Genomic DNA, 23,505 nt, shown 5'->3' with positions numbered 1-23,505 from the left:
CGCCGGCCGGGGGTGAACGTCGACCCGCGAGGGGGCCGAAATGCGGCGGACCGAGGCGCGGAGGTTTGCTCCGCGCCAGGGGAGCGCAGGTCAGTCGGCCGAGGGCGGCGCCAGCGGCGCGTTGGGCGCGGGGGCCGCGCCGGTCCCGCCGCCGTCGGCGGCCGGCGGGCTCAGCAGGCGCTGCAGGTCGGGCGCAAGCTCGTCCCCGCCGGGGGTCGCGGGCGCCTCGTCGCCGACCGAGGGCGTGCCGATGCGGTCGAGCACCGAACGCTCGTTCGAGTTCTGAGCGGCGATCACGGTCAGGGTCAGCGAGGTGACGATGAAGGCCGCGGCCACCCCCCAGGTCACCTTGGCCACGCCCGTGGTCGCCCCGCGCGAGGAGACCATGCCCCCGCCTCCGCCGCCCCCGATGCCCAGCGCGCCGCCCTCGGAGCGCTGCAGCAGAACCAGGCCGATCAGCACGGCGGCGAGGATCAGGTGGATGATGAGCAGGACGTTTTCCATGAGACGGGCGCTCTTTCCTTCCGAGCCGCGCGGCACGCGCGGAGACGGAGCGCGCGCAGGCGCCCCTTGCAACTTGGCCGCTGATCTAACGCGCGCGGGCGGCGATGTCGAGACGCCGCGCCTGACGCGAGGGGGCGCTTGATCGCCGCGCCGCTTGGGCGCACCTGAGGGGGACCAGCAGGGAGGACGACCATGACCGCCGAGATCCGGGAGATCGCCCGTCACGAGGGCGAGACGATCCGCCAAGCCACGCTCGAGAGCGACCGCGCGCGGGTGCGGCTGTTGAGCTGGGGCTGCGTGCTGCGCGACTGGCGCGCGCCGACGGCGGGCGGCTGGCGGCGCTGCACGCTCGGGCTGGAGCGGTTCGAGGACTATCCCGTGCACTCGCCCTCCTACGGCGCGGTGGTGGGCCGGGTCGCCAACCGCATCGGCGCCGCGCGGTTCCCGCTTGGCGGGCGCGAGGTGCGCCTGACCCCCAACGAGGGCCCCAACATCCTGCACGGCGGCCATGGGCTGGGGCGGCGCAACTGGCGGATGGAGGCGGACGGCGCAGGCTCGTCCGTGCGCCTGAGCTACGACAGTCCCGATGGCGAGGACGGCTTTCCCGGCGCCGTCGCCTTCGAGATCGTCGTGCGGCTGGCGGGGGCGCGGCTGACCTACGAGATGCGCGCCCGCCCCGACCGCCCGACCCCGATCAACCTCGCCCAGCACGCCTACTGGAACCTCGACGGGGGCGGCGAGGTGCTCGACCACCGCCTGCGGCTCGACGCGCACGCCTGGGCCGAGATCGACGCGGGCAAGATCCCCACCGGCCGGCTGATCCCGGCCGGCGAGGGGCTGCCCGATTTCCGCGAGGCGCGCAGCCTGCGCGACGCGGACGGCCGGGGGATCGTGATCGACCACGCCTATGCGCTGAGCGAGGGGCGCGATCGCGCCCAGCCGGCGGCCGAGCTTGTGTCCTCGTCCGGCGACCTGCGGCTGCGGCTGTGGACCGATCAGCCGAGCGTGCAGGTCTACGATGCGCCCAGGCTGACGCTGCCGGTTCCGGGGCTCGACGGCGAGCGGGTCGCGCCCTTCGGCGGCCTCTGCCTCGAGGCGCAGAATTTCCCGGACGCCCCCAACCGGCCCGAGTTCCCCAGCCCCATCGCCTCGCCCGAGACGCCGTATTCGCAGCGGCTGGAGATCGAGATCGCGGCGACCTGATCCCATCCCCGAGGGGCGCTGGGGCGGCGCTCCTCGGGGATTTTCCCACGCGGACCGCAAGTGCTGCCGTCAGACAACCGGCAGGGTCCTCGGGGCGGCCCCAGGGGCTTCGGGAGGCAGGAAGGCGAGGGCGCCGGTCTCAGCCGTTCATCAGGCGGGCGACCTGGTCGGCGATCGGGTCGGAGGGCATGGCGGGGCCGTCGGCGCTGACCCGCTCAGGCGCCTCGACGCGGCGCCAGGTTTCGCCCTGGTAGACCTCGAACGGGGTGAACCTGGCCTTGTAGTTCATCTTCGGCGAGCCGGGCACCCAGTAGCCGAGATAGACATAGGGCAGGCCCGCCGCGCGCGCGATCTCGAGGTGGTCGAGGATCATCCAGGTGCCGAGGCTGCGCCGGTCCTCGTCGGGATCGAAGAACGAGTAGACCATCGACAGCCCGTCGGCGAGCACGTCGGTCAGGCAGGCGCCGACCAGCACGTCGGGCCCGCGCTCTCCGATCTCGCGGTTGGGGGCGCGGCGATACTCGACGACGCGGGTGCGGACCGGCGTCTCCTCGATCATCGCGGCGAACTCGAAGGCGTCCATCTCGGCCATGCCGCCGTCGGCGTGGCGGCGGTCAAGATAGCGGCGGAACAGGTCGTACTGATCCTCGGTCGCCTGGGCCTCGGCGGCGTTGCGCGTCAGGTCGGCGTTGCGCGCGCGCACCCGTCGAAGGGTGCGGCCGGGCTGGAACCCCTCGACCGGGATGCGGGTGGACAGGCAGGCGTTGCAGCCTGCGCAAGAGGGGCGGTAGACGACGCCTTGACTGCGCCGAAAGCCGCGCAGCGACAGGAAGTCGTTGACGGCCGAGGCGTCGGGATTGCGCAGCGTGGTGAACAACTTCCGCTCGGACCGCCCGTCCAGGTAAGGGCAGGGCTGCGGGGCCGTCACGAAGAACTGCGGCGCGATCTTTCCCTGATGGTGGCTCATGGACCTCTGGACGCTCTGAAACGAGTCGCACCCTAGCAGGCGGTCATCAAGGCGTCATCATTCCCGCGGCGCAAACTGCCGCCCGACTGCGCGATCATGGCGCCGGCGCCATGGTTTCGGGGCGGTTCGTTCGTTGGCAAAACCAAGTGCCGCGCGAGATCTGGACACGGTGCGGGGTGACGCCGCGAAATGGATGCGGGCGGGTCGCGCGCAATCCCTCACGGCGAACGCCCGGAGGCTGCGAGAGCTCCGGGCGTTGCAGGCCCCGGCATCGGGGGAGAGGGGAAGACCCCGCCGCCGGGGCCGCGGCCCGCTCGGGCGCCGTGCGCCCAAGCGGGCCGGTCTTTGGGGCCAGCCCGTTTGGCCGGTCGGTGTCGGCGCCGACCGGGCGCGGGGGGCCGGTCGGCGTCAGGCTCAGGTCAGCTGCGCGGCGAGGCGGGGGCCGCCGGGCCCGGGGCCCGGGCGGCCGCCCGCCATGGCTGCCTCAGGCCGGGGCGGAGTCGGGCGCCGGACGGCGGCGGTCGTCCATGAACTGGTCGAACTCAGCCTGGTCCTTGGCCTTGCGCAGGCGGTCGAGGAAGGACTGGAACGCCTCCTGCTCCTCCTCGAGACGGCGCAGCGTCTCCTCCTTGTAGCTGTCGAAAGCGGTGTTTCCGCTCGACCGGTAAACCCCGCGTCCGCTGCGTTTCCAGCGAGAATTGCAGCCCTTGCCCATGCGTCCGCTCCAGATCATGTAGAAGAGAAAGGCGAGGCCCAGCGGCCATGCCACGATGAAGAGGAAGACCATCGCTCCGATCCAGCCGGGCTTGCCCCAGTGATCCAGCGTGGCTTCCGCGCGTTTCAGCAGGTCTTTTATCCTGTCCATCTCCGTCTCGGTCCTCTCAGGTCGCGATGTGAATGTAAATCACATTTACATAGATGGGCGAGGCCCCCGGCTTCGCAAGAGGGCGCTCGCGGATTTTCACGCCGGGCGGTTGTTTTTCCGTCGGGGGCGGAGGGGGAGGGGGCGCTGCATCGAGCCGGGGTGGCCAGGGGGAGCTTTCGCCACGGCCAGGGGCCCCCGCCGCGAGGCCGCCGGACCCCGGCGCGCGGCGCGGCCCGCGGCGGTCGGGACCTGCAGCGGAGGGGACGGGAGGGGCGCCCAACAGGCGTTGCGGGCCGCGATGGCCGGCCTAGAACCGCCGCCACAGGCCGAGGCGGATCTGCACGCCGTCGGTGACCGCGCGGCTCCAGGGCGTCGCCTCGACCTGCATCGAGAGGCTGTCGCCCGACCCGATCTCGCGCACCGCGATCAGCGAGACGCGCGCGACTTGCCAGGCCTGGCCGGTGCCCTCGCCATCGATGTCCGCCTCGACCTGGGCCATCGCCAGCCAGCGCGGCGCGGGACGCAGCCCGGCGACGAAGCTGCCCAGCGCGCGGTCGGCCTCGCCGCCCGCGGTCTCGATCCGCCAGCCGACCGAGGCCTCGGTCCAGGCGGCGCCCAGCGAGGTTGCAAAGCCGTGGCCCCACAGCAGGCGCGCGGCCACGTCGCCGCCGTCGTCGGTCTTGAAGAATCCGCCCCCCGCCTCGGCCTGGACCGAGACCACGTGGCCCGACTCGCTGCTCAGCAGGCGGGCGCGCACGAAGCCCTCGATCCGGCCCTCGAACCGCTCCCGCTCGGCGGGGTCGATCACCTGGTTGCTGTTGAACCCCACGGTCAGGCCGTCGCGCAGCCCGTGCTCGACATAGCGGTCGCGGCGCAGGCCGGTGGGGCCGTCGGGATCGGGGGCCAGCGCGGTGCTGAGGAAGCTGGTCCCCGCCTCGGCCGTCCAGGCGCCGGCAAGCGCCGGGGCCGCGGGCGCGAGCGCCAGCGTCGTCGCCAGCAGCGCGGCGAGGCGAAGGGGGAACAGCGGGCGGGTCTGGCCGGGACCGGACATGGCGGGCTCCGTCCTGGGAGAGGGGGACCCGCAGAGCCTGCCTGTTCGTGGTAAATGGATCCTTACCAAGCCCGCCAGAAGGCTAAGAAGTTTTCCGCGCGCGCCCGCTGCGCCCCCGTTGCGCCCACCCTTTCCGCGCGCTCAGGCGCCGACCCGCGCGAGGCCGCGCTCCCAGAGGGCGAACAGCGCCATGCCCGCGACCATCGCCGCGAGGAACAGCGCCACCGGCGCCCCGCCAAGGCCAAGCGCCGCGATCCCGGCGCCCGGGCAGATGCCCGACAGTCCCCAGCCGACGCCGAACAGGGTCGCGCCGATCAGCAGCCGCGCGTCGATTCGGGGCCGGGCGGGCCCTGGCATCGCGCCCCCGAACAGCGCCGTGCGCCGCGGACGCGCGAGCCGCCAGGCGATCGCGCTGAGCGTCATCGCGCCGGCCATGACGACCATCAGCGTGGGGTCCCAGGTCCCCTCGCGGATCGCGAGCAGGTCCAGAAAGGCCAGCACCCGTGCGGGATTGGCCATGTCCGAGATCAGCAGACCCAGCCCGAAGACCAGGCCGGCGACAAAGGCGACAAGCTTGCGCATCGCGATCTCCCCTCAGACCAGCCGGCCCAGCGCGACGGTCGCCACGGCCGCGGCCATGAACACCCCCATCGCCGCCAGCGAGCGCCGCGACAGCCGCGCCGCGCCGCAGACCCCGTGCCCCGAGGTGCACCCCGAGCCCAGGCGCGTGCCGAACCCCACCAGCAGGCCCGAGACGATCAGGGTCGGGGCGCTGGCCTCGACCACAATCTCGCGGATCCCGCCGAGACTCAGATACAGCGCGGGCGCCAGGGTCAGGCCCAGCAGGAACAGGGCGGTCTCGGCGCTCGGCCGCCGGCCCGCGCGTCCGCCGGGCAGGCCGCGGGCCAGGTCCTCGATCAGCCCGCCGACCATGCCGCTGACGCCGGCGATCCGCCCGGCGCCCAGCAGCAGAAGCCCCGAGGCGGCTCCGATCAGCGCGCCTCCCAGCAGGCCGGAAATCCAGTCGGGGGTCATGGGGTCACCTCAAACAAATTCGACAAACCGAATATATATGAGCGTCTGATCCTCCGCAAGGTCGAGCGAAGACCAAACCGATCCGGGTTTTCCCGCGTATGTTCTGTCAGGCGAGACGGCGAAGGAGGATCTGGCGATGACCGCGACCACCCGGCCCCGAGCCATGGGGCGGCGCCTCGCCATGGCGCTGGCGCTCGGCCTGTGCGTGGCGGCGACCCCGGCGCCGGGCTCCGCCCCCCGGGCGCAGCCGGCCGAGGCGCCGCGCGTGGGCGAGGCCGCCGTCGCCCAGCTGCGCGCGGCCATCGACGGCCAGCTGAAGGCGTTCCTTGCGGGCGATGTCGAGGCCGCTTTCGGCTTCGCCTCGCCCGACATCCAGGGCCTGTTCGGCTCGGCGGAGAATTTCGGGCGGATGGTGCGGCAGGGCTACCCGATGGTCTGGCGCCCGGGCGAGTGGCGCTTTGGCGAGCTCGCCCCCGAGCTCACCCCCAGCGGCCCGCGCCTGCGCCAGTCGGTGAGCCTGCGCGACGCCTCGGGCGCGCTGTGGATCGCGGACTATTTCATGATGCCGCTCGACGGGGGCTGGCGCATCGACGGCGTCACCCTGCGCAAGCCGGAGGCGACCGGCGTCTGACCGGGGGCGGCCTCCGGCGGCGGGCCTCAGAGCCCGAGCGAGTCCTCGCCGGCGTCGAGCATGATCGGGATCACGATCTCCTCCTCGTCGAAGAGGTGGCGGTCGAGCAGCCGGTCCATGCGCCTGAGCTCCTCGAGCACGTCGGCCACCGGTCGCTTGGGGTCCGAGGGCGCCGCCTGCAGCGCGTTCAGCGCCCCCACCGCGCCCGCCTGGAACCGGTCGAGCGCGTCATGGATCGTGTGGTGGTCGCGGTCGAGGATGTCGAACCCGCGCTGCAGGCCGGGCTGCAGCTTCACCAGGGCGGGGAAGTAGTGCACGTCCTCGATCTGGTGGTGTCCGTGCAGCTGCTGAAGGAAGAAGCCGGCGATGCGCCCGAACTCCTTGCTCCACCGGCTCGAGGTCTTGGCGCCGTCCAGCGCCTCGTCGGTCAGGCGGGTCATCACGGTCATCGCCTCGCGGAACATGGCGTGGCGATCGAGGTAGAATCGCGTGGTCGGCCCGAAGTTGGGGTGATCGCCCCAGATCAGCCGGGGGTAGTCGCCCAGCAGGAAGCGGAGGTCCTCGGGCAGTCCGGGGCGCTGGTCGAGGGCGAGCTCGGGGGAAAGGGGGGCGGTCATCGGCGGCTCCGGCGCTGGTCGAGGGGACCGTAGGCCGGCCGGGGGCGCAGGCCAAGGGACACGGATCGTTTCCATGCCGGCGACGGCAGGGGGCGCGGGCGCCCCCGCCGCCGCCGCCTCAGAGGAAAGCCGCCAGCGCCAGCGCGGTCAGCGGCGCGGCGAGGTCGCCAAACAGGCTCCCCGATCCGGCATAGCCATAGCCCACGTCGAACGCGTCCGGTCGCCAGGCCTGGTAGGCGCCGGAATAGGGCGAGAGGTAGGGGGTGCGGTAGACGCCCGAGCGATAGGTGTCGGCGACCCGCACGCCTCGCGGCCGGGGCGCATAGTCCCAGCCGTAGGGATAGGCGTGCGCGGCCGAGCCGAGTCCGAACAGGGAGGTCACCGGCGCCGGGCGCCAGTCGAACAGGGGCGTCGCCGCGGCCACCCGCCGATCCCAGCGCGCGCCGGGCGTCGGGTTCACCCGCACGCGGCGCGGCTCGCTCCAGCCCGTGACGCGGCGGTCGGGCGCGAACAGCAGGAACGCGCGGTCGCGGCGGAACTCGCGGTCGTGGCGATCGTCGTGGCGCGAGGCCTCGCGCCAGCCGTGGCGATCGTGGCGGTCGTCGCGCCAGTATCCGCCGCGGCGGCCGCGAGGATCGTCATCGCGCCAGCCATAGAGGTCGCCGCGGCGGCGGTCGTCGTCGCGCCAGGCCGCGCGCCGGCCATCATCGTCGCGCCAGGCCGCGCGCCGGCGGTCGTCGTCGCGCCAGGCCGCGCGCCGGTGGTCGTCGTCGCGCCAGGCCACGCGGCGGCGCTCGTCGGCATCCCAGCCCCGGCGCGCCACTTTCGATCGGTCGTCGTCGCGCCAGTCGCGAGCGGCGGGGCGGGGATCGTCGCGATTGCCGTGGCGATACAGCAGGCGCGGATCGTCCTGCCGGCGGTCCTCGCGGCGGGCTTCGCGACGGTCGTCGCGTCGCTCGTCGCGCCAGGCGCGCACGGCCCGACGCTCGGCGCCGCCGTCGCGGCGCGCGGCCGCCGCGCGATCCCGGATCTTGCCGGGCTTGTCGGCCTTGCGCACGTCGCGGCGGGCCTCGCGCTTGCCGCCGGCCGTCTTGCCGGCCTCGCCGCCCTTGCGGCCGGCGCCGGCGTGGCGTTTGCCGCCGCCCTTGCGCTTGGCCTTCTTTGCGCCCTTGCGCTGCTCGCCGGCCTGTTTCTTCTGCGCCTTGTCCTTCTTGCCGGCCACATGGAGCACCTCGGCTCCGGCGGGACCGGAGGCGGGAATCGGGATCGACTGGACTGCGGGCGCCGCGACGGGCGCGAGCAGGGCGCCGGCCGCGACCCCGGCGAGGATGAGAGATCGGATCTTCATGGGTCCGGGCTCCTGCGCTGGTTTCGGGGTCTCTCTCAGGAGTGTCGCGGAACAAGGCGATGGGGCGCCGAAACCCGCGCATTGCCGCGGCCTGGCCCCGAGTTTTCCGCGGACCGGCGCCTGAACCCGTCCGGCGGCTGGCAGGAGGGCCGTTCAGGCGCGCCGACAGGGCCGCGGGGCGGCGGCAGAGGGCGGGCGCCATGCAGAAGGGGCGCCGCGATCCCTCGCGGCGCCCCGTGAAACGCGATCCGGCGAGGCCGGGATCAGTTCTTCGCCTTGTCGACCATCTTGTTGTCGGCGATCCAGGGCATCATGGCGCGCAGACGCTCGCCGACTTCCTCGATCTGGTGGGCGTCGTTGTTGCGGCGGATGGCCTTGAACATCGCCGCGCCGGACTTGTGCTCGCGCATCCACTCCGAGACGAAGCGGCCGTCCTGGATGTCGGTCAGGACCTTCTTCATCCGGGCCTTGGTCTCGTCGTAGGGCAGGATCTGCGGGCCCGAGTGATACTCGCCGAACTCCGCGGTGTTGGAGATCGAGTAGTTCATGTTGGCGATGCCGCCCTCGTAGATCAGGTCCACGATCAGCTTCACCTCGTGGAGGCACTCGAAATAGGCCATCTCGGGGGCGTAGCCGGCCTCGACCAGGGTCTCGAAGCCCATCCGGATCAGCTCGACCAGGCCGCCGCACAGGACCGCCTGCTCGCCGAACAGATCGGTCTCGCACTCTTCCTTGAAGTCGGTCTCGATGATGCCCGACCGGCCGCCGCCGATGCCCGAGCAGTAGGACAGACCGATCTCGAGCGCGCGGCCCGAGGCGTTCTGGTTGACCGCCACCAGGCAGGGGACGCCGCCGCCCTTGAGGAACTCGCCGCGCACGGTGTGGCCGGGGCCCTTGGGGGCCATCATGATCACGTCGACGCCGGGCTTGGGCTCGATCAGGCCGAAGTGCACGTTCAGGCCGTGGGCGAAGGCGATCGCCGCGCCGTCCTTCAGGTTGTCGTGGATGTGCTTGTAGTAGGTCTCGGCCTGCAGCTCGTCGGGCATGGCCATCATGATGACGTCGGCCCACTTGGCCGCCTCGTCGATCGCCTTGACCTCGAGGCCGGCGGCCTCGGCCTTGGCGGCGGACGCCGAGCCGGGACGCAGGGCGACGGCGAGGTTCTTCGCGCCCGAGTCCTTCAGGTTGAGGATATGCGCGTGGCCCTGCGAGCCGTAGCCCACCACGGCCACGTTCAGGTCCTTGATCAGGTTGATGTCGCAGTCGCGATCGTAATAGACGCGCATGGGTCTCCCCTTTGGTGTTCGGGTCCGGTGTTTCGGGCGCTTGCGTTTCGTTGCATTGCGGCGAAGGGCCCTCCGCCGCAATTTCCGTGCGCGGGGTAGACGAGGGGCGCAGCTTTGTCCAGCGGCGCCGGGCAGGATCGGGAAGGCGCCGCGCGGGATTTGCACGCGAAAAGGCCCGCCCCGGGGAGGGGCGGGCCAGCGCGCGGCCGCAGGGCCGCCGGGCTGTCCGGGATCACCCGCGCTCGCGGATCATGATCTCCTGCTCGGCCGAGAGGCCGGTGTCGAGGTCGGGGTCCACCTCTCGCATGCGGTCGAGGTCGCCCTCGGTCATGTAGTCGAGGCGGACTTCGTCGTCCTGCATCGAGACGGCCGACAGCGGCACGAAGTAGTAGGCTTCGTCCAGGCCGAGGAAGTCGCCGCTCTCGATCAGCAGGCGGGCCTCCGCGCCGGAGCGGGAGACGCCCACGACCTCGCCCAGATCCTCGCCGCCCGCGCCGATCACCGAGCGCTGCTCGAGCTCGGACACGCGGATCGCGCGCTCGGGCATCTTCTGACCGGTCTCGTAGGCGTCTGCGGTCACCGCCTCGCGCATGCGGGTCGAGAGATCCTCGCGCAGCTGCGCCTCGTCGGCGGAATCGCGGGCGTCGTACATCTCGCCGCGCTCGCGGTCGAGCACCTCGCGGCTGCCCAGCTCTGCGCGCGCCGGCGTGGAGTCGGTCGCCGAGGCGGCGGGCTCGTCGCGGCCGGCCTGCATGCCGTCGTTGATCGGGTCGGCGTCCTGCGCGAAGGCGGGCCCGGCCAGCGGCAGGGCGATGGCCGCGGCGCCGGCGAGAAGCGTGAAGCGAGTGGTCGGTTTCATGGAGAAAACCTTTCGTGTTCGGCTTGCCGCAGCCGGGCTGCGGCGGCGCCGGGGCGGCCAGGTGTGGCCATGCCTTCCGGCGCGGTCCGCGGCGCCCTGATCTTCGTCGCCGGGCGCCGATCCGACGGGGCGGGCGAACCGCTTCCGTCGCACAGGCCAAGACATCGGGGAGCATGGCGCCCTTCGCGTGACGCTCAGGTGATGGTCTCGCGGAGACTTCGTGCGGATTTCTGGACGGGGCGGCGGCAGGGCAGGGGCGGCGGGGAAGGGGCCGCCAGCGGCTCGGGTCCGCCCCCGCGCCGTCCCGTCGCCTTGCGCGGGGGGGCGCGCGCCGCTACCTCCTCGCGCAACGGGAGAGAGACGGAGACCAACGCCCATGATCGGACGCCTGAACCACGTGGCCATCGCCGTGCCGGACCTCGAGGCCGCCTGCGCGCAGTACCGCACGGCGCTCGGCGCCAACGTCGGCGCGCCGCAGGACGAGCCCGATCACGGCGTCACCGTCGTCTTCATCGAACTGCCCAACACCAAGATCGAGCTGCTCTACCCGCTGGGCGAGAACTCTCCGATTCAGGGCTTTCTCGACAAGAACCCCTCGGGCGGCATCCACCATGTCTGCTACGAGGTCGAGGACATCCTCGCGGCGCGCGATCACCTCCAGGCCTCCGGCGCCCGGGTGCTGGGCGACGGGGAACCCAAGATCGGCGCCCATGGCAAGCCCGTGCTGTTCCTGCATCCCAAGGACTTCAACGGCACACTGACGGAGCTCGAACAGGTTTGACCATCACAGCCGTCATCGTCCTGCTCGCCGTCATCTGGTTCATGACCCTCTACATCTCGCTGCCGATCGGGATGAAGAGCCAGGGGGACGTGGGCGAGGTGGCGCCGGGCACCCCCGCCTCGGCCCCCTCGGACTTCCACCTCAGGCGCAAGCTGAAGTGGGTGACGATCATCGCGACGCCCATCTGGCTGGTCGTCTGCACGGTGATCTGGTTCGTGCCGTGGTCGATGGGCGACGTGGACTTCTTCTCGGGCATCGAGCCCGGCTGGAAGGCCCAGCGCGAAGCCGCCGCCGCCGAGGCCGCCCAGACCGAGTGAGCCGACCGAAGCCGCCCGGGGCGACTGAGCCGACCGAGGCCGATTTCGACAAGGGGCGAGGCGTCGACGCGCCTCGCCCCTTGTGGTTTCCGCCCGACATCCGGCCCCCGTCGCCACCCGCGCCGCCCGCCGGGCGCCCATGGGGCGAAGGGATCGTCCCCCGGAAAGCAGGCCGTCCGCGTGGCGCGACCGACCGGGCCTCAGCTCACCCGGCGCCGCGCGCCGGAGGCGGGGGGATCGTTGGGGGGGCCGGCGAAGCACTGGGCCTTGGCCATCCACGTGGTCGCCGCCGGGCCCGTCACCTTCAGATCCACGTCGGCGATGTTGCGGGTCTGGGCGACCACCTGGCAGAAGCCGACGGCCGGCCCCTCGATCCGCTCGACCTCCGAGGGCTCGTTCCACTCCCAGATCTCGCCCGAGGGGGCGGTCAGGCGGACGTAGGGCTTCGCCTCGGGGACCGGCTCCTTGCGGTTCGCGAAGGTCCAGCCGAAGGTGTTCACGCCCAGCATGGCGATGTTGCGGATATAGTCGCGCTCCTCCCGCTCGGCGCCGAGGATGTCGTAAACCTCCTGGCCGTGGGCCCAGGTCTCCATCAGGCGGGCGGTGATGAAGCTGCGCGCGCTCATGTCCGGGCCCGCCCATTTCAGCCGGGCCTTGGGGTCGGCCGGAGCGAACAGGTCGGCCACCCGCTCGCTGGTCGCGATCCAGGCGTCCAGCAGCGGGCGCCCGCGCAGGCCCTTCAGGTAGCGGTCGGTGTAGGCGATGGTGGTCTCGCCCGCCTCGCGCGCCGCCTTCAGCTCGGCAAACAGCGCCAGCAGCGCCGGCTCGTCGACCAGCGCCAACTCGGCGGCGATGTTGAAGAAATGCAGGTGCTGGATGACCGTGTCGATGGTCCAGCCCTTGAACTGCGTCTGCGTGCGGAAACGGTCGTCGGCCACCCCGTCGAGCAGGGCGTGCAGCCCCCGGCTCTCGGCGCGGAAATCCTCGGCCTGGTCCAGCATCATCGTCCTCCCTCGGCATACTCGCCAGTACGTCGCGCCTTGCAGCGGCGTCGTTTTCGGGGGAGTTTCTGCCATGTCCCGGCCCGGCGCGGAAGTCGTCGGAGGGGACGAGGTCGACGCGGGCCATCCGCGCGACCCTGCGCGAACGACGCGGGAGGAGACGACATGGACGGAGCGGTCAGGGCCGCGCCGGCGGGAATCGACCCCGCCGTGGCGGCGGGCTCGGCGGGGCTGACGGTGGCGGAGCTGTTCGCCCAGCGCGCCCGCCTCGACGCCGGACGCACGGCGCTGGAGGAGGGCGAGCGCAGCTGGACCTACGCCCAGCTCGACGCCCGCGCCTCGCAACTGGCCAATGCGCTCGCCGCGCGCGGGGTGGGGCGGGGCGACCGGGTGGCGATCCTCTCGGAGAACCGGGCCGAGTATGTCGAGCTGCTGCTGGCCTGCGCGCGGCTCGCCTGCATCGCCGCCTGCCAGAACTGGCGCATGGCCGACGGCGAGCTGCGCCACTGCATCGGTCTGGTGGAGCCGGCGCTGATCGTCGCCTCGCCGCGCTTTGCCGAGACCGCGGCCAAGCTCGCCGCCGAGCTGCCGGGCGCGCCCGAGGTGCTGGAGCTGGGGGACCCTTACGAATCCGCGCTCGCCGCGCAGCCCGAGCGGTCCCCCGCCGTGACCCCCCTCCCCGAGGACGGTCTGGTGATCCTCTACACCTCCGGCACCACGGGGCTGCCGAAGGGAGCGCTGATCTCGCAGCGGGCGGAGGTGGCGCGCGCGATGGTGGCGGCCTCGGACCTGCCGACCACGCCCGAGGACGGATTCGTGGCCTGGGCGCCGCTGTTCCACATGGCCTCGACGGATACGTCCCTCGCGACCCTGCTGAACGGGGGCAAGGTTATCGTGATGGACGGCTACGAGCCCGACGCGCTGGCCGAGGTCGTGACGCGCGAGCGGATCGGCCGCCTGACCCTGATGCCGGGCATGATCGGCGGCTTCATCGAGGCGATGAAGCGCGTGGGCAAGCCCGCCCGCGGCGTGAAATACTGCGGCGTGATGGCCGACCTGGTCCCGCGCGAGCAGCTCGTCGAGATCACCACGCTGCTCGACGCCCCCTACCTCAACACCTTCGGCGCGACCGAGACCGGCTCCACCCCCGCCTCCCGCGGCCGCATCCCGGTGGGTCAGGTTCCGGCGCGGCTCGACAAGTCCCAGAACTCCTGGTGCCTGGTGAAGCTGGTGGACGAGGAGGACCGCGAGGTCCCCGACGGCGAGCCCGGAGAGATGTGCGTGCGCGGCCCCACGCTGTTCTCGGGCTACTGGAACAACGCCGAGACCAACGCCAAGGATTTCCGCGGCGGCTGGTTCCACATGGGCGACGTGTTCGCGCGCAACCCCGACGGCACGCTCTCCTTCGTCGACCGGCGCAAGTACCTGATCAAGTCGGGGGGCGAGAACATCTACCCCGCCGAGATCGAGCGGGTGCTGCTCGCCTTCCCCGGCGTGGTCGACGCGATCGTGGTGCGCCGCGAGGACCCGAAATGGGGCGAGGTCCCCGTCGCCTTCGTCGTGCGCCGCAACGAGAGCGTCACCGAGGAGGCCCTCGTCGAGGCCTGCCGGGGCGAGATCGCCCGCTACAAGATCCCCAAGGCCGTGCGCTTTGTCGAGGATGCCGAGCTTCCCCGCTCGGTCACCGGCAAGATCAAGCGCCAGGACCTCGAAGCGCGTCTCAAACAGGAGCGGGCCGGCTGAACGGCTCGCCGCAAAGGAGGAACCATGTCCAAGCTGCTCAAGGAGATGCGGGGCCACGTGATGGTCCTGACGCTCAACCGGCCGGAGAAGAAGAACGCCTTCGACCCCGAGCTTCTGTGCAACCTCGCCGATGCGTTCGCGCAAGCCCGCGACGATGACGGGGTGCGCGCCGTGGTGGTCACGGGCGCGGGCGACACGTTCTGCGCGGGCGCGGATCTCGGCCGGATGATCCCGCTGATCTCCAAGGCCCGGGGGCCGGAGGACGAATACGACGAGCGCTACCTCAAGGATCGCGAGCTGGGCGCCAAGGGCCTGCTGCGGGGCTTCGACGTCGAAAAGCCGGTGATCGCGGCGATCAACGGCCACGCCATCGCGGGGGGCATGGAGCTGGTGCAGGGGACCGACCTGCGGGTCGCCGCCGACACCGCGAAATTCGGCGTGCAGGAGGTGAAGTGGGCGCTGTTCCCCGCCGGCGGATCCTCGGTCCGTCTGCCCGAGCAGCTGCCCTTCGCCCGCGCCATGGAGCTGCTGCTGACCGGCGACCTGATCGACGCGAAGACCGCGATGGACTGGGGGTTCCTCAACCGCGTGGTCGCGCGGGAGCAGGTGCTGGACACCGCGATCGAGCTCGCCGAGAAGATCGCCGCCAACGGTCCGCTGGCGGTGAAGATGATCCGCCGCTCGGCCCGCGCCTGCCTCGGCCGCACCGAGCCCGAGGCGCTGGCCCTTGAGCAGGAGTTCGCCGCGCCCGTGTTCGCCTCCGAGGACGCGCGCGAGGGGCCCAAGGCCTTCCTCGAAAAGCGCAAACCCTCGTTCAAGGGCGCCTGAGGCGACCGCTTCGCGGGGGCGCGTCCCCCACATGAGGCTCGGTCGGCGACGGCCGGGCCTTTTGCGTTTCCGGTCCGCGGACGCGCCTTCGGCGACGCTCTCGCCGCCGGGCCTGAGCCCGGGCGCGCGCAGGGGCCTGCGGCGGGGGAAATCCCTAGGATCCCACGCATTCTCCCCCTTGCGGGCAAGGAAATCTCAACCCCGGCCGAGGTTTGGTGGCCGCGAGCGCGCCGCGTCGGGGCCGGGTCCGCAGGGCCTGCCCGGGGGATGCGGCGCAAGGAGCTCGCGTCCGCGGCCGCCCCCGCCGCTCCCGGCTGCGGAGCCGCGTCATGTGCATGCATCATCCTCGTCCCCTCTCCCATCGAGTGTTCGGGGATCGTTCTGCGCGTCCCGCGCGTCCCGGCGGCGCGCGCCTGCTGCGTCCAGTGATCGCGGCGCTGCTGGTCTTGGCCGCCTCGGTCGAGGCCCTGGCCGGCCCGGTCGAGGACGACTGGTCCGACCTCGCGCTGATCCGCTGCGCCCAGGCGATGATCGAGACGCAGGACGCCGACGAGACCGGGCTTGCGCCTCTCGACCCCCAGGCCGCCTCGCTGATCGACGTCCGCTCGGAAGGGCTGGCGTGGAGCGGCGCGACGGGCGAGGTCCGCCTCGCCCACATGCAGCACGCCGTGGGGGGCGAGGTGTTCACCGGCTGCCGGGTCGCCTTCCGGCCCTCGAGCGACCCGCTGGCGCCGCCCTCGGTCCCGCTTGCGGTCGCGCAGGCCATATCCGCCTTCGAGGCCTGGTTCGCCGAGGCGCAGGCCGAGCACGCCTTCCTCGACATCCACTGCCCCACGGGCCCGCGCAGCTATGCCCGCAAGATCAAGACCCGCGACCTGGTCCCGGCCGAGGTGCAGGTCTCGGTGGTGTTCGAGGTCGGCCCCGCCGGCGACTGGATGTTCTTCGCCGCGGTCGAGGAGCCGCTGGGGCAGGGCGAATGCATGGGGTGAGCGCGCGCCCGAGCCCGCCTCTCGTCCCGCTTCGGGCGCCTGAGCGCGGCCCCGCGGCCTGCTCCCCCCGCGTGCCGTGCCTGGACGGCGGGCGGGGACCGCCGGCGCCGGGCGCCCGCCCGGCCCGCACGTCCGCGGGGCGCGTCGCCCTCGGGCCGGGCCGCGATCGCGCGGCCTCGCGCCGCGCGCGCCGCGGTCCCCGCGTGGGCGATCACGCCGCGCGAGCGGCCCCCGACGCAAGGTTTTCGCTCCATTTTCCCGCCGCGATCCTTGCCGCCGCATTGCACGCGCGCCGCTCCTGCGCTATCCGCCAGAGCGTGAGGGGCCGCGCGCAGGCGGCCCGAGCGCCTCGGAGATCCGGATGACCGATTACGCCGCAGCCCGCGTCGCCATGGTGGACAACCAGGTCCGTCCCTCGGACGTGACCTCCTACCCGATCATCGACGCGATGCTCGCCGTCCCGCGCGAGGCCTACACGCCAGGCCCCCTGCGCGAGGTCGCCTATGCCGGCGAGCATCTGCCGCTGGCGCGGAACCGGGTGATCCTCGATCCGCGCACCTTCGCCAAGATGCTCGAGGCCTCCGACATCGGCCCCGACGACCTGGCGCTGGATCTGGGCTGCGGTCTTGGCTACTCGACCGCCGTTCTGGCCCGCCTCGCCGCCGCCGTCATCGCTGTCGAGAGCGACCCCGACATGGCCCGCGCCGCGCGCGCCGCGCTCGAGGATCACGAGGTCGACAACGCCGAGGTGATCGAGGGCGAGATGGCCGCCGGCGCCCCCGACCACGCGCCCTACAACGTGATCTTCGTGCAGGGCGGGGTCGAGGACGTGCCCCAGGCGCTGCTCGACCAGCTTCGCGAGGGCGGGCGCCTGGTGGCGATCCGTATGAACGGCGCCTACGGCCGCTGCGAGGTGTTCACCCGCGCCGCCGCCGGCGTCTCCTCCTGGCGGGCGTTCGACGCGGCCGCGCCGGTGCTGGACGGCTTCGAGAAGGCCGCCGCCTTCGAATTCTGAGGCGTCCGGGCCGCCGGCCCGTGAGTCTCTCGCGCCCCCCGCGCGGCGCCTGTCCCGGCGCCGGGACGGGGCCTTGCGCCCGACCGTCCCCCGGGGTCCCCGGCTTGCCGTCCGCGGCCCGTCGCCGCTGCCTCCGCGGCGGCGGTGAGTCCGCACGGTCACGTCCGCGCGCGGCGCGTCCGCTGACGCGCGGTTTCGCTTTTCGGCCGCAATTCCCTCCGCTAGGGTCCGCCCCGAGGAGCCGGGTCGGCCCGCACCGCGCCCGGCCTGGTCGAAAACGGGCAGAACAACGGCGGGAATACAGGCGATGACGAGCAAACCCCTGGGCCTTGCGACCGCGCTATGCGCGTTGCTGGCCCTGGCCGGGCCTTCGCAGGCCGAGACCCTGGCCGACGCCATGGCCAAGGCCTATGCGAACCATCCCGGCCTTGCGGCCCAGCGCGCAGCGCTGCGCGGCCTCGACGAGGCCGAATACCAGGCGCGCGCCCAGGCCTATGGCACGGTCAACCTGCAGGCCGACTACGGCTGGCAGAACGCCGACACGCGCCGTTCGCTGGCGGGGTCGCGGTCGCGCGACGACGTGGATCCCTTCGACCTGGGGCTGCAGGGCTCGATCCCGATCTACTCGGGCGGGCAGATCGAGAACAGCTCCGACGCGGCGCTGCAGGCGGTGCGCTCGGGGCGATCCACGCTGACCTCGGCCGAGCAGAACGTGCTGCTGGCCGCGGTCACCGCCTTTGAGGACGTGCGCCGCGACATCGCGCTGGTCGAGGTCGCCCGCTCCAACGTCCGGGTCATCGGCGAGCAGCTCAAGGCCGCGCAGGACCGGTTCGAGGTCGGCGAGGTCACCCGCACCGACGTCGCCCAGGCCGAGTCGCGCCTGGCGGCCTCGCGCTCGACGCTCGCCGCGATCGTCGGGCAGCTGGCGCGGTCGCGCCAGTCCTACCTCGCCGCCGTGGGCGAGTCGGCCCAGGACCTCGAGAACCCGCCCCCGCTGCCTCCGCTGCCCGAGAGCGAGCTCGCCGCCCAAGCGCTGGCCGAGGCGCAGCACCCCGACCTGGTCGCCGCCCGCTTCGACGCGCGCCAGGCCGAGGCCCAGGTCAAGGTCGCCATCGGCCGGCAGCTGCCGCAGGTGTCGGTCAACGGCGCGGCCGGCTATTCCGATGACTCGGTGTTCATCGACGATGTGGCCTCGGCCACGGATTCGAACGCGGTCTCGGTGGGCGTGACCGCCTCGATGCCGCTGTGGACGGGCGGGCGCAACGCCTCGGCCGTGCGCCAGGCGCAGTCGACGTTCGCGCGCTCGATGGCGCTGATCCAGGACACCGGGCGGATCGTGCGCCAGACGGTGGCGAACTCCTGGTCCGGACTCGACGTGGCGCGCGCCTCGATCACCGCCGCCCGCCAGCAGATCCGAGCCGCGCAGATCGCCTTCGACGGCGTGCGCGAGGAGGCGACCCTGGGCGCGCGCACCACGCTCGACGTGCTGGACGCCGAGCAGGAGCTGGCCTCGGCCCGCGCCGATCTGATCTCGGCCCTGCGCGACGAGTATGTGGCGGGCTACAACCTGCTGGCCTCGGTCGGGGCGCTGACGGTGACCCATCTGGGCCTCGACGTGACGCCCTACGATCCCGACGCCTACCGGACCGGGGTGATGAACGAGGATCGCTACGGCTACCCCAAGGGCGAAGAGACCCGCTGGGCCACGCCGTATCGTCCGTAAGCCGATGGTCGGCGGGGAGAGTTCGATGAGCGGCGCAGGCGGTGACGACGGTCTGGGCGACACGGTTCGCCGGACCCTGGCCGAGGAAGAGGACGGCGCCGGCGTGCTGCTGCTGACGCCGGAGATGCAGGGCCAGGGCGGCGGGCAGGGCCGGGGGGGCGGCGCGTTCGGCGCGCCGCTGCCGACCTCGCTGCCGCCGGCCGAGGACGAGGAGCCGGCGCTGCTGCTGACCGAGCGGATCGACGGAGGCTGGGAGGCCCCCGCCGCCCCCGCCTGGAGCCCCGCCCCCGCCTGGAGCCCCGCGCCCGATGAGCGGGAGGACGACGCGGTCCAGCCCGAGGCGCCCCGGCAGACCAGCTTCCGGCGCACCGGCCCGCAGGCGACCGGCTTCTCGCAGGCCTCTCAGCCGCCGGGCGTCCACGCCGATCCCGACGCCCCCGCCTTCGCGAGGCGCCCCGAGACGCCCGGATTCGAGCCCGAGCCGGAGCTGGAGCCGGAACAGTCCGGATTCGCGCCCGAGCCGCAGTCCGGCGGCTTCGCGCCTGAACCGCGGTTCGACGCGCCCTCGGGCGATCATCCGCCCGAGCCTTCGGCCTGGTCGCCGCCTCCCGAGAGCGAGGCGCCGACCTCCTTCGCCCAGCCCCCCGCCTGGGGTCCCGCGCCCGAACCGGCGACGCCGGTCGAGCCCGCCTGGCGGGATGAGGGCGCCTCGCCGCCGTTCCCGGGCGAGCCCGCCCAGCCGGCCTTCCAGCCTGACGAGGTCGCGCCCGACCCGATCGACCCCGACCCCGTCGCGGAGGCGCCCTGGGCCCCGGCCGAGCCCGAGGCCGCCCCGCCGGCCTTCGCTCCCCGGCCCGAGACGCTGCGCCCCGCCGCGGCGGATCCCGAGGTGGAGCGCGTGCGCACCGGCGCCTCGGCCCGCGAGATGCGCGAGGCGTTCTCCGGCGCCACCCCCGGCCCGCGGGCCGCGACCGGCCTGCCGCGCAGCCGCGACGAACTGGTCGAGATCGTGAGCCAGTCGATCCGCGAGGAGCTTGCGGGCCCGCTGGGCGAGCGCATCTCGGCCAACATCCGCGCGCTCGTCGAGCGCGAGGTGCATCGCGCCCTGGCCGAGCGGGACCGCAACGGCGAGTCCTGACCCCGGCGCGCAGGCCCCGCGGGGAAGGCGTGACCGCGACAGCGTCAGCATGAACGAGGGGCCCCCGGCGCAAACCGGGGGCACCTCGCCCTTTGCGGCAGGATCATCGCCGGGCGCGGCCGCGGCATGGAAACGAAACGGCCGCGCCCGGGGGCGCGGCCGTTCGAGGTTCCCGCGAGCGCGGCTGCGATCAGGCGGCGAGCGCGGCTTCGATCAGGCGGCGAGCGCCAGGACCTCGGGCGTGCGCAGGGTCTCGACCAGCTCGGTGCGGCCAGGGCCGAAACCGTTGAAGCGGGTGGCGGTGGCGGTGCCGTAGGCGCCCAGGCCCTCGAAGATCACGAAGTCGCCCTCGGCCAGCGCCGCGGGCAGGTCGTTGTCGCCGGGCATCCGGTCGACCGAGTCGCAGGTCGGACCGAAGATCACGCAGGGACGCTGCGCGCCCTCGATCGCCGAGCCGTCCTCGCGGCAGGCGCGCATCACCGGCACGGTGCCGGTCAGCGGGGCCTCGGCCAGACCGCCGTAGACGCCGTCGTTGAGGAACACCGCGCCGTCCTCGCGGACCAGCTTCACGCGGGTGACCAGCGCCATCGAGTTGGCGATCATGCCGCGGCCGGGCTCGCACACCAGCGCGGGGTGATCCTCGCCGAAGGCCGCCACGGCCGCGGCCTTGATCGCGGCGAAGTAGACGGGCAGGGCGGGGGCGCCCTCGGACTTGCCGCCCGGGAAGCCGCCGCCGACGTTGAGGCGGGCGCATCGAACCCCGGCCCCGCGCGCGATGCGGCCGGCCGCCTCGATGTAGGAGACGTAGGCCTCGGTCGACTTGCACTGGGTGCCCGGGTGGAAGGTCAGCGAGGTGACGAACCCGGCCTCGGCCGCGCGGGCCATCAGGCCGACGGCATAATCCTCGGTGGCGCCGAACTTGGTGCCGAAGTCATAGGCGCCGCCCTTCACGGGCATGCGGAAGCGGATCGAGAGCTCGATCTTCGCGGGATCGGCCTCGGCCGAGAACACCTCGATCATCTTCTCGAGCTCGGCGCGGTTGTCGACCGAGTAGGTGCGCACGTCGTGCGAGAGCGCGAAGCGCAGCTCGGCGCGCGACTTGATCGGGTTGTGGTAATGCAGCGCGGCCTCGGGGCAGAGGCGGCGCAGCATCTCGATCTCCTCGGGGGAGGCGACGTCGAAGCCGCGCACGCCGGCGGCGATCAGGCCCAGCAGCACCGCGGGGGCGGGGTTGGCCTTCACCGCGTAGGTCACGAAGCCGGGAAACCCGTCCAGGAAGGCCCTCGCGCCCGCGGTCACCGCCGAGGGAGAGAGGAAGAACACCGGCTCGTCCGGCTGCTCGGAAGCGATGAAGGCTTCCAGGGAGGACCAGATGGGGGCGGCCTGGGACATGCGCGGCGGTTCCTTCTGCAGCGCTGAGAGGTGGGTCGGTCGGATCGCTCCGTTGCCGTTGGTTCCGGGTATTGAGGATGCGGGATATGCGGTCGAAATCGACCTGACTAAATGCGCATAGTGATGTATTTTGCCGACGATCCGCCATTTCAGACGGCAATATGACACATGACCGAGTCGCTGGACGATACCGACCGCGCCCTGCTGGGTCTGCTGGCGCGCAACGCCCGCTCTCCGGCCACCGAGCTGGCGCGCAAGCTGAACCTCGCGCGGACCACCGTGCAGGCCCGCATCGAGAAACTGGAGCGCGCGGGCGTGATCCGCGGCTACACCGTGCGCACCGAGACCGGGCCCGGCGCGGTGATCCGCGCCTACGTCCTGGTGCAGGTCGAGCCGAGATACGCAGGCCCCGTCGCCTCGACCATCGGCCGGATGAAGGAGGTCGAGAGCCTGCACACCACCTCCGGCCGCTTCGACCTGGCCGCCCAGGTGGGGGCGCCCGACACCGCCCGGCTCGACTCGGCCCTCGACCGGATCGCGATGATCGAGGGGGTGCGCGGGATCGAGACGCTGGTGCAGCTGACCACCAAGGTCGACCGGCGCTGGTAGGCATCGGGGGACCCGCCGCGATCCGCCGCTCGCGAGGCGTCACCTTTGGGTGAAATATCGAAACGAACCGTCCGCCTTCCGCGATCAACCCATATGCATGGACCGGAGGTCGCCCGACGCGCGGGCGACCCGACGCCCCTCCGGATCGACGCGGACGCGAGACCGGGCCAGGAGACGAGCATGCAGCACGACGCAGCCGGCCATCCGATCTCGCTCGAGGATCCGCGGGCCGCGACCCTGTGGAACCAGACCGTGACGGCGTTCCTGGCGCATTCGGCGGCCACGCCGCTGCGGCTGGGCGAGACGCTGGCCCTCGCGCCCGGCTTTGCGCTCGGTCATGCGGCCCAGGGGCTGTTCCTGTCGCTGCTGGGGCGGCGCGAGCTCGATCCCGCCATCGACGCGGCGCTGGCCGCCGCGCGCGCCGCCGCCGATCAGGGCGGAGCCGACGCGCGCGAGCGCGAGTATGTGGCGGCGCTGGCCGAGCATCGCGCCGGGCGCGCCTTCGCCGCCTCGGACCGGCTCGAGCGGATCGTGTCCCGCCACCCCGGAGATTCGCTTGCCGCCAAGCTCGCTCAGGCGATCCGCTTCATGCTGGGCGACGCGGCCGGGATGCGGGCGGCGGCCGACCGCATGGTCCAGCCCCACGCCGGGTTCGGGCGCGATCATCCCCATCTTGGCTACATGCTGGGTCAGCGGGCCTTCGCGCTGGAAGAGACGGGCGACTACGCCCTGGCCGAGGCCGACGGCCGCGCGGGGCTGGAGCTTGCGCCAGACGACGTCTGGGGGCTGCACGCGGTGGCCCATGTGATGGACATGACCGGCCGGGCGGACGCGGGCGTGCGCTGGCTGGCGGGCAAGTCGCGCCACTGGGCGCATTGCAACAATTTCGGCTGTCACGTCTGGTGGCACCTGGCGCTGTTCCACCTCGACCGCGGCAACCTGGGCGCGGCGCTGGCGCTCTACGACCGCAAGGTGCGCCCCGAGCCCACCGACGACTACCGCGACATCGCCAACGCCGCCTCGCTGCTGCTGCGGCTGGAGCTGGAGGGGACCGACGTGGGCGGGCGATGGGAGGAGCTGGGCGCGCTCTGCGCCGCGCGCACCGAGGACGGCTGCGTGGTCTTCGCCGACCTGCACTACCTGATGGCCCTGAACCGCACGGGGCGCGAGCCCGAGGCCGCGGCCCTGACCGCGCGGATCGCGCGCGACGCGCAGGGGCTCGACCACGACCAGCACGAGGTCTGCGCGGTGGCGGGGCTTCCCGCCGCGCGCGGGCTGAACGCCTTCCGCGCCGGCCGCTGGGCCGAGGCGCACCGGGCGCTGGCGCTGGCGCTGCCCCAGCTCCACCGGGTCGGGGGCAGCCACGCCCAGCGCGACCTGTTCGAACGGATGACCATCGACGCCGCCCTGCGCGCGGGCGACGTGCGCGCGGCCGAGGCCTCGCTCGCCGCCCGCTGCGCCCGCCGCGGGGCCGAGGACGGCTATGCCGCCCGCCGCCGCGCCGCCATCGCCGAGCGGGCGGGCGCCCTGCGCGCCGCCGCGCTCGCCGCCGAGTAACGGAGACCGCATGACGGCGACCGCCGCACCCCCCGCCGCCGCAGCC

24 protein-coding genes are annotated in these 23,505 nt (G+C 73.0%); 12 read left to right on the top strand and 12 right to left on the bottom strand.

All coding sequences use genetic code 11. The annotated features are described in order from the left end of the window. Positions 1-90 precede the first annotated feature (90 nt). Complete coding sequence (gene secG, locus AAC134_RS07615) at positions 91-504, bottom strand: preprotein translocase subunit SecG (RefSeq protein ID WP_339948472.1); 414 nt, start codon at positions 502-504, stop codon at positions 91-93. A gap of 192 nt (positions 505-696) precedes the next feature. Between secG and AAC134_RS07610 the strand changes: the two genes are divergently transcribed. Beyond that, on the top strand, positions 697-1,707 hold the full coding sequence (locus AAC134_RS07610; protein ID WP_339948471.1) for an aldose epimerase family protein: 1,011 nt from the start codon (positions 697-699) through the stop codon (positions 1,705-1,707). A 139-nt stretch (positions 1,708-1,846) separates the two neighbouring features. On the opposite strand, the gene AAC134_RS07605 is transcribed toward AAC134_RS07610, so the two are convergent. The 5 genes from AAC134_RS07605 to AAC134_RS07585 all read right to left on the bottom strand — a co-directional run bounded on the left by AAC134_RS07605 (position 1,847) and on the right by AAC134_RS07585 (position 5,625). Next, positions 1,847-2,674: an arginyltransferase gene (locus AAC134_RS07605; protein ID WP_339948470.1), complete on the bottom strand. Its 828-nt coding sequence runs from the start codon at positions 2,672-2,674 to the stop codon at positions 1,847-1,849. A gap of 484 nt (positions 2,675-3,158) precedes the next feature. Further along, positions 3,159-3,539 carry a DUF2852 domain-containing protein gene (locus AAC134_RS07600; protein WP_339948469.1) on the bottom strand — a complete coding sequence of 127 codons (381 nt, stop codon included), beginning with the start codon at positions 3,537-3,539 and terminating at the stop codon, positions 3,159-3,161. Positions 3,540-3,846: 307 nt separating this feature from the next. Next, positions 3,847-4,590, bottom strand: coding sequence for a hypothetical protein (locus AAC134_RS07595; protein ID WP_339948468.1), 744 nt, complete (start codon positions 4,588-4,590; stop codon positions 3,847-3,849). A 141-nt stretch (positions 4,591-4,731) separates the two neighbouring features. After that, on the bottom strand, positions 4,732-5,172 hold the full coding sequence (locus tag AAC134_RS07590) for a DUF6691 family protein (protein WP_339948467.1): 441 nt from the start codon (positions 5,170-5,172) through the stop codon (positions 4,732-4,734). Positions 5,173-5,184: 12 nt separating this feature from the next. Further along, positions 5,185-5,625, bottom strand: a complete 441-nt coding sequence (locus AAC134_RS07585) for a YeeE/YedE family protein (RefSeq protein WP_339948466.1) — start codon at positions 5,623-5,625, stop codon at positions 5,185-5,187. A 136-nt stretch (positions 5,626-5,761) separates the two neighbouring features. Here AAC134_RS07585 and AAC134_RS07580 point away from each other — a divergent pair, with 136 nt between their 5' ends. Further along, the gene (locus AAC134_RS07580) at positions 5,762-6,256 is read left to right on the top strand and encodes a DUF4864 domain-containing protein (protein WP_339948465.1); all 495 of its coding nucleotides are present in this window, start codon (positions 5,762-5,764) and stop codon (positions 6,254-6,256) included. A gap of 26 nt (positions 6,257-6,282) precedes the next feature. Here AAC134_RS07580 and AAC134_RS07575 read toward each other — a convergent pair whose 3' ends face one another. The 4 genes from AAC134_RS07575 to AAC134_RS07560 all read right to left on the bottom strand — a co-directional run bounded on the left by AAC134_RS07575 (position 6,283) and on the right by AAC134_RS07560 (position 10,366). Further along, positions 6,283-6,873 carry a hemerythrin domain-containing protein gene (locus AAC134_RS07575; protein WP_339948464.1) on the bottom strand — a complete coding sequence of 197 codons (591 nt, stop codon included), beginning with the start codon at positions 6,871-6,873 and terminating at the stop codon, positions 6,283-6,285. Positions 6,874-6,991: 118 nt separating this feature from the next. Next, positions 6,992-8,221, bottom strand: a complete 1,230-nt coding sequence (locus AAC134_RS07570; RefSeq protein WP_339948463.1) for a hypothetical protein — start codon at positions 8,219-8,221, stop codon at positions 6,992-6,994. 263 nt (positions 8,222-8,484) lie between these two features. Further along, on the bottom strand, positions 8,485-9,507 hold the full coding sequence (gene ilvC / locus AAC134_RS07565; protein WP_339948462.1) for a ketol-acid reductoisomerase: 1,023 nt from the start codon (positions 9,505-9,507) through the stop codon (positions 8,485-8,487). Positions 9,508-9,739: 232 nt separating this feature from the next. Continuing rightward, the gene (locus tag AAC134_RS07560; RefSeq protein WP_339948461.1) at positions 9,740-10,366 is read right to left on the bottom strand and encodes a PRC-barrel domain-containing protein; all 627 of its coding nucleotides are present in this window, start codon (positions 10,364-10,366) and stop codon (positions 9,740-9,742) included. 376 nt (positions 10,367-10,742) lie between these two features. Between AAC134_RS07560 and mce the strand changes: the two genes are divergently transcribed. Both mce and AAC134_RS07550 read left to right on the top strand, forming a co-directional pair. Continuing rightward, a complete protein-coding gene (gene mce / locus AAC134_RS07555; RefSeq protein WP_339948460.1) occupies positions 10,743-11,147 on the top strand; it encodes a methylmalonyl-CoA epimerase in 405 nt (134 codons plus the stop codon). After that, the gene (locus AAC134_RS07550) at positions 11,144-11,464 is read left to right on the top strand and encodes a DUF1467 family protein (RefSeq protein WP_339948459.1); all 321 of its coding nucleotides are present in this window, start codon (positions 11,144-11,146) and stop codon (positions 11,462-11,464) included. The genes mce and AAC134_RS07550 overlap by 4 nt, the downstream gene beginning before the upstream one ends. Positions 11,465-11,664: 200 nt before the next feature. On the opposite strand, the gene AAC134_RS07545 is transcribed toward AAC134_RS07550, so the two are convergent. Continuing rightward, positions 11,665-12,465, bottom strand: coding sequence for a TIGR03084 family metal-binding protein (locus tag AAC134_RS07545; protein WP_339948458.1), 801 nt, complete (start codon positions 12,463-12,465; stop codon positions 11,665-11,667). A gap of 165 nt (positions 12,466-12,630) precedes the next feature. Here AAC134_RS07545 and AAC134_RS07540 point away from each other — a divergent pair, with 165 nt between their 5' ends. The 6 genes from AAC134_RS07540 (at position 12,631) to AAC134_RS07515 (ending at position 19,901) form a co-directional block, all read left to right on the top strand. Continuing rightward, on the top strand, positions 12,631-14,208 hold the full coding sequence (locus tag AAC134_RS07540) for an AMP-binding protein (RefSeq protein WP_339948457.1): 1,578 nt from the start codon (positions 12,631-12,633) through the stop codon (positions 14,206-14,208). Between the two features lie 24 nt (positions 14,209-14,232). Then, positions 14,233-15,036 carry an enoyl-CoA hydratase-related protein gene (locus AAC134_RS07535; protein WP_339948456.1) on the top strand — a complete coding sequence of 268 codons (804 nt, stop codon included), beginning with the start codon at positions 14,233-14,235 and terminating at the stop codon, positions 15,034-15,036. Between the two features lie 335 nt (positions 15,037-15,371). Continuing rightward, entirely contained in the window at positions 15,372-16,025 is a 654-nt protein-coding gene (locus AAC134_RS07530) for a hypothetical protein (RefSeq protein ID WP_339948455.1), read from the top strand. A gap of 361 nt (positions 16,026-16,386) precedes the next feature. Next, the gene (locus AAC134_RS07525) at positions 16,387-17,040 is read left to right on the top strand and encodes a protein-L-isoaspartate O-methyltransferase (protein ID WP_339948454.1); all 654 of its coding nucleotides are present in this window, start codon (positions 16,387-16,389) and stop codon (positions 17,038-17,040) included. A gap of 307 nt (positions 17,041-17,347) precedes the next feature. Further along, entirely contained in the window at positions 17,348-18,763 is a 1,416-nt protein-coding gene (locus AAC134_RS07520) for a TolC family outer membrane protein (RefSeq protein WP_339948453.1), read from the top strand. 25 nt (positions 18,764-18,788) lie between these two features. Continuing rightward, positions 18,789-19,901: a hypothetical protein gene (locus AAC134_RS07515; protein WP_339948452.1), complete on the top strand. Its 1,113-nt coding sequence runs from the start codon at positions 18,789-18,791 to the stop codon at positions 19,899-19,901. A gap of 213 nt (positions 19,902-20,114) precedes the next feature. On the opposite strand, the gene AAC134_RS07510 is transcribed toward AAC134_RS07515, so the two are convergent. Next, positions 20,115-21,293 carry a type III PLP-dependent enzyme gene (locus tag AAC134_RS07510; RefSeq protein ID WP_339948451.1) on the bottom strand — a complete coding sequence of 393 codons (1,179 nt, stop codon included), beginning with the start codon at positions 21,291-21,293 and terminating at the stop codon, positions 20,115-20,117. Positions 21,294-21,461: 168 nt separating this feature from the next. Here AAC134_RS07510 and AAC134_RS07505 point away from each other — a divergent pair, with 168 nt between their 5' ends. After that, on the top strand, positions 21,462-21,902 hold the full coding sequence (locus AAC134_RS07505; RefSeq protein WP_339948450.1) for an Lrp/AsnC family transcriptional regulator: 441 nt from the start codon (positions 21,462-21,464) through the stop codon (positions 21,900-21,902). A 180-nt stretch (positions 21,903-22,082) separates the two neighbouring features. Next, positions 22,083-23,459: a tetratricopeptide repeat protein gene (locus AAC134_RS07500; protein WP_339948449.1), complete on the top strand. Its 1,377-nt coding sequence runs from the start codon at positions 22,083-22,085 to the stop codon at positions 23,457-23,459. Positions 23,460-23,505: the final 46 nt, after the last annotated feature.

It is taken from the genome of uncultured Albimonas sp. (assembly GCF_963977235.1).
GTDB lineage: Bacteria > Pseudomonadota > Alphaproteobacteria > Rhodobacterales > Rhodobacteraceae > Albimonas.
This window is presented reverse-complemented; position numbering and strand designations above follow the sequence as displayed.

Excerpts from the sequence above, each read along its gene's own strand:
- AAC134_RS07585 (WP_339948466.1), bottom strand. The coding sequence starts at position 5,625 with ATGACCCCCGACTGGATTTCCGGCCTGCTGGGAGGCGCGCTGATCGGA.
- AAC134_RS07515 (WP_339948452.1), top strand. The coding sequence starts at position 18,789 with ATGAGCGGCGCAGGCGGTGACGACGGTCTGGGCGACACGGTTCGCCGG.
- AAC134_RS07500 (WP_339948449.1), top strand. The coding sequence starts at position 22,083 with ATGCAGCACGACGCAGCCGGCCATCCGATCTCGCTCGAGGATCCGCGG.
- AAC134_RS07540 (WP_339948457.1), top strand. The coding sequence starts at position 12,631 with ATGGACGGAGCGGTCAGGGCCGCGCCGGCGGGAATCGACCCCGCCGTG.
- AAC134_RS07505 (WP_339948450.1), top strand. The coding sequence starts at position 21,462 with ATGACCGAGTCGCTGGACGATACCGACCGCGCCCTGCTGGGTCTGCTG.
- AAC134_RS07590 (WP_339948467.1), bottom strand. The coding sequence starts at position 5,172 with ATGCGCAAGCTTGTCGCCTTTGTCGCCGGCCTGGTCTTCGGGCTGGGT.
- AAC134_RS07535 (WP_339948456.1), top strand. The coding sequence starts at position 14,233 with ATGTCCAAGCTGCTCAAGGAGATGCGGGGCCACGTGATGGTCCTGACG.
- AAC134_RS07610 (WP_339948471.1), top strand. The coding sequence starts at position 697 with ATGACCGCCGAGATCCGGGAGATCGCCCGTCACGAGGGCGAGACGATC.
- AAC134_RS07510 (WP_339948451.1), bottom strand. The coding sequence starts at position 21,293 with ATGTCCCAGGCCGCCCCCATCTGGTCCTCCCTGGAAGCCTTCATCGCT.
- AAC134_RS07520 (WP_339948453.1), top strand. The coding sequence starts at position 17,348 with ATGACGAGCAAACCCCTGGGCCTTGCGACCGCGCTATGCGCGTTGCTG.
- ilvC (WP_339948462.1), bottom strand. The coding sequence starts at position 9,507 with ATGCGCGTCTATTACGATCGCGACTGCGACATCAACCTGATCAAGGAC.
- AAC134_RS07560 (WP_339948461.1), bottom strand. The coding sequence starts at position 10,366 with ATGAAACCGACCACTCGCTTCACGCTTCTCGCCGGCGCCGCGGCCATC.
- AAC134_RS07600 (WP_339948469.1), bottom strand. The coding sequence starts at position 3,539 with ATGGACAGGATAAAAGACCTGCTGAAACGCGCGGAAGCCACGCTGGAT.
- secG (WP_339948472.1), bottom strand. The coding sequence starts at position 504 with ATGGAAAACGTCCTGCTCATCATCCACCTGATCCTCGCCGCCGTGCTG.
- AAC134_RS07575 (WP_339948464.1), bottom strand. The coding sequence starts at position 6,873 with ATGACCGCCCCCCTTTCCCCCGAGCTCGCCCTCGACCAGCGCCCCGGA.
- AAC134_RS07545 (WP_339948458.1), bottom strand. The coding sequence starts at position 12,465 with ATGCTGGACCAGGCCGAGGATTTCCGCGCCGAGAGCCGGGGGCTGCAC.
- AAC134_RS07605 (WP_339948470.1), bottom strand. The coding sequence starts at position 2,674 with ATGAGCCACCATCAGGGAAAGATCGCGCCGCAGTTCTTCGTGACGGCC.
- AAC134_RS07595 (WP_339948468.1), bottom strand. The coding sequence starts at position 4,590 with ATGTCCGGTCCCGGCCAGACCCGCCCGCTGTTCCCCCTTCGCCTCGCC.
- AAC134_RS07530 (WP_339948455.1), top strand. The coding sequence starts at position 15,372 with ATGCATCATCCTCGTCCCCTCTCCCATCGAGTGTTCGGGGATCGTTCT.
- AAC134_RS07525 (WP_339948454.1), top strand. The coding sequence starts at position 16,387 with ATGACCGATTACGCCGCAGCCCGCGTCGCCATGGTGGACAACCAGGTC.
- AAC134_RS07580 (WP_339948465.1), top strand. The coding sequence starts at position 5,762 with ATGACCGCGACCACCCGGCCCCGAGCCATGGGGCGGCGCCTCGCCATG.
- AAC134_RS07570 (WP_339948463.1), bottom strand. The coding sequence starts at position 8,221 with ATGAAGATCCGATCTCTCATCCTCGCCGGGGTCGCGGCCGGCGCCCTG.
- mce (WP_339948460.1), top strand. The coding sequence starts at position 10,743 with ATGATCGGACGCCTGAACCACGTGGCCATCGCCGTGCCGGACCTCGAG.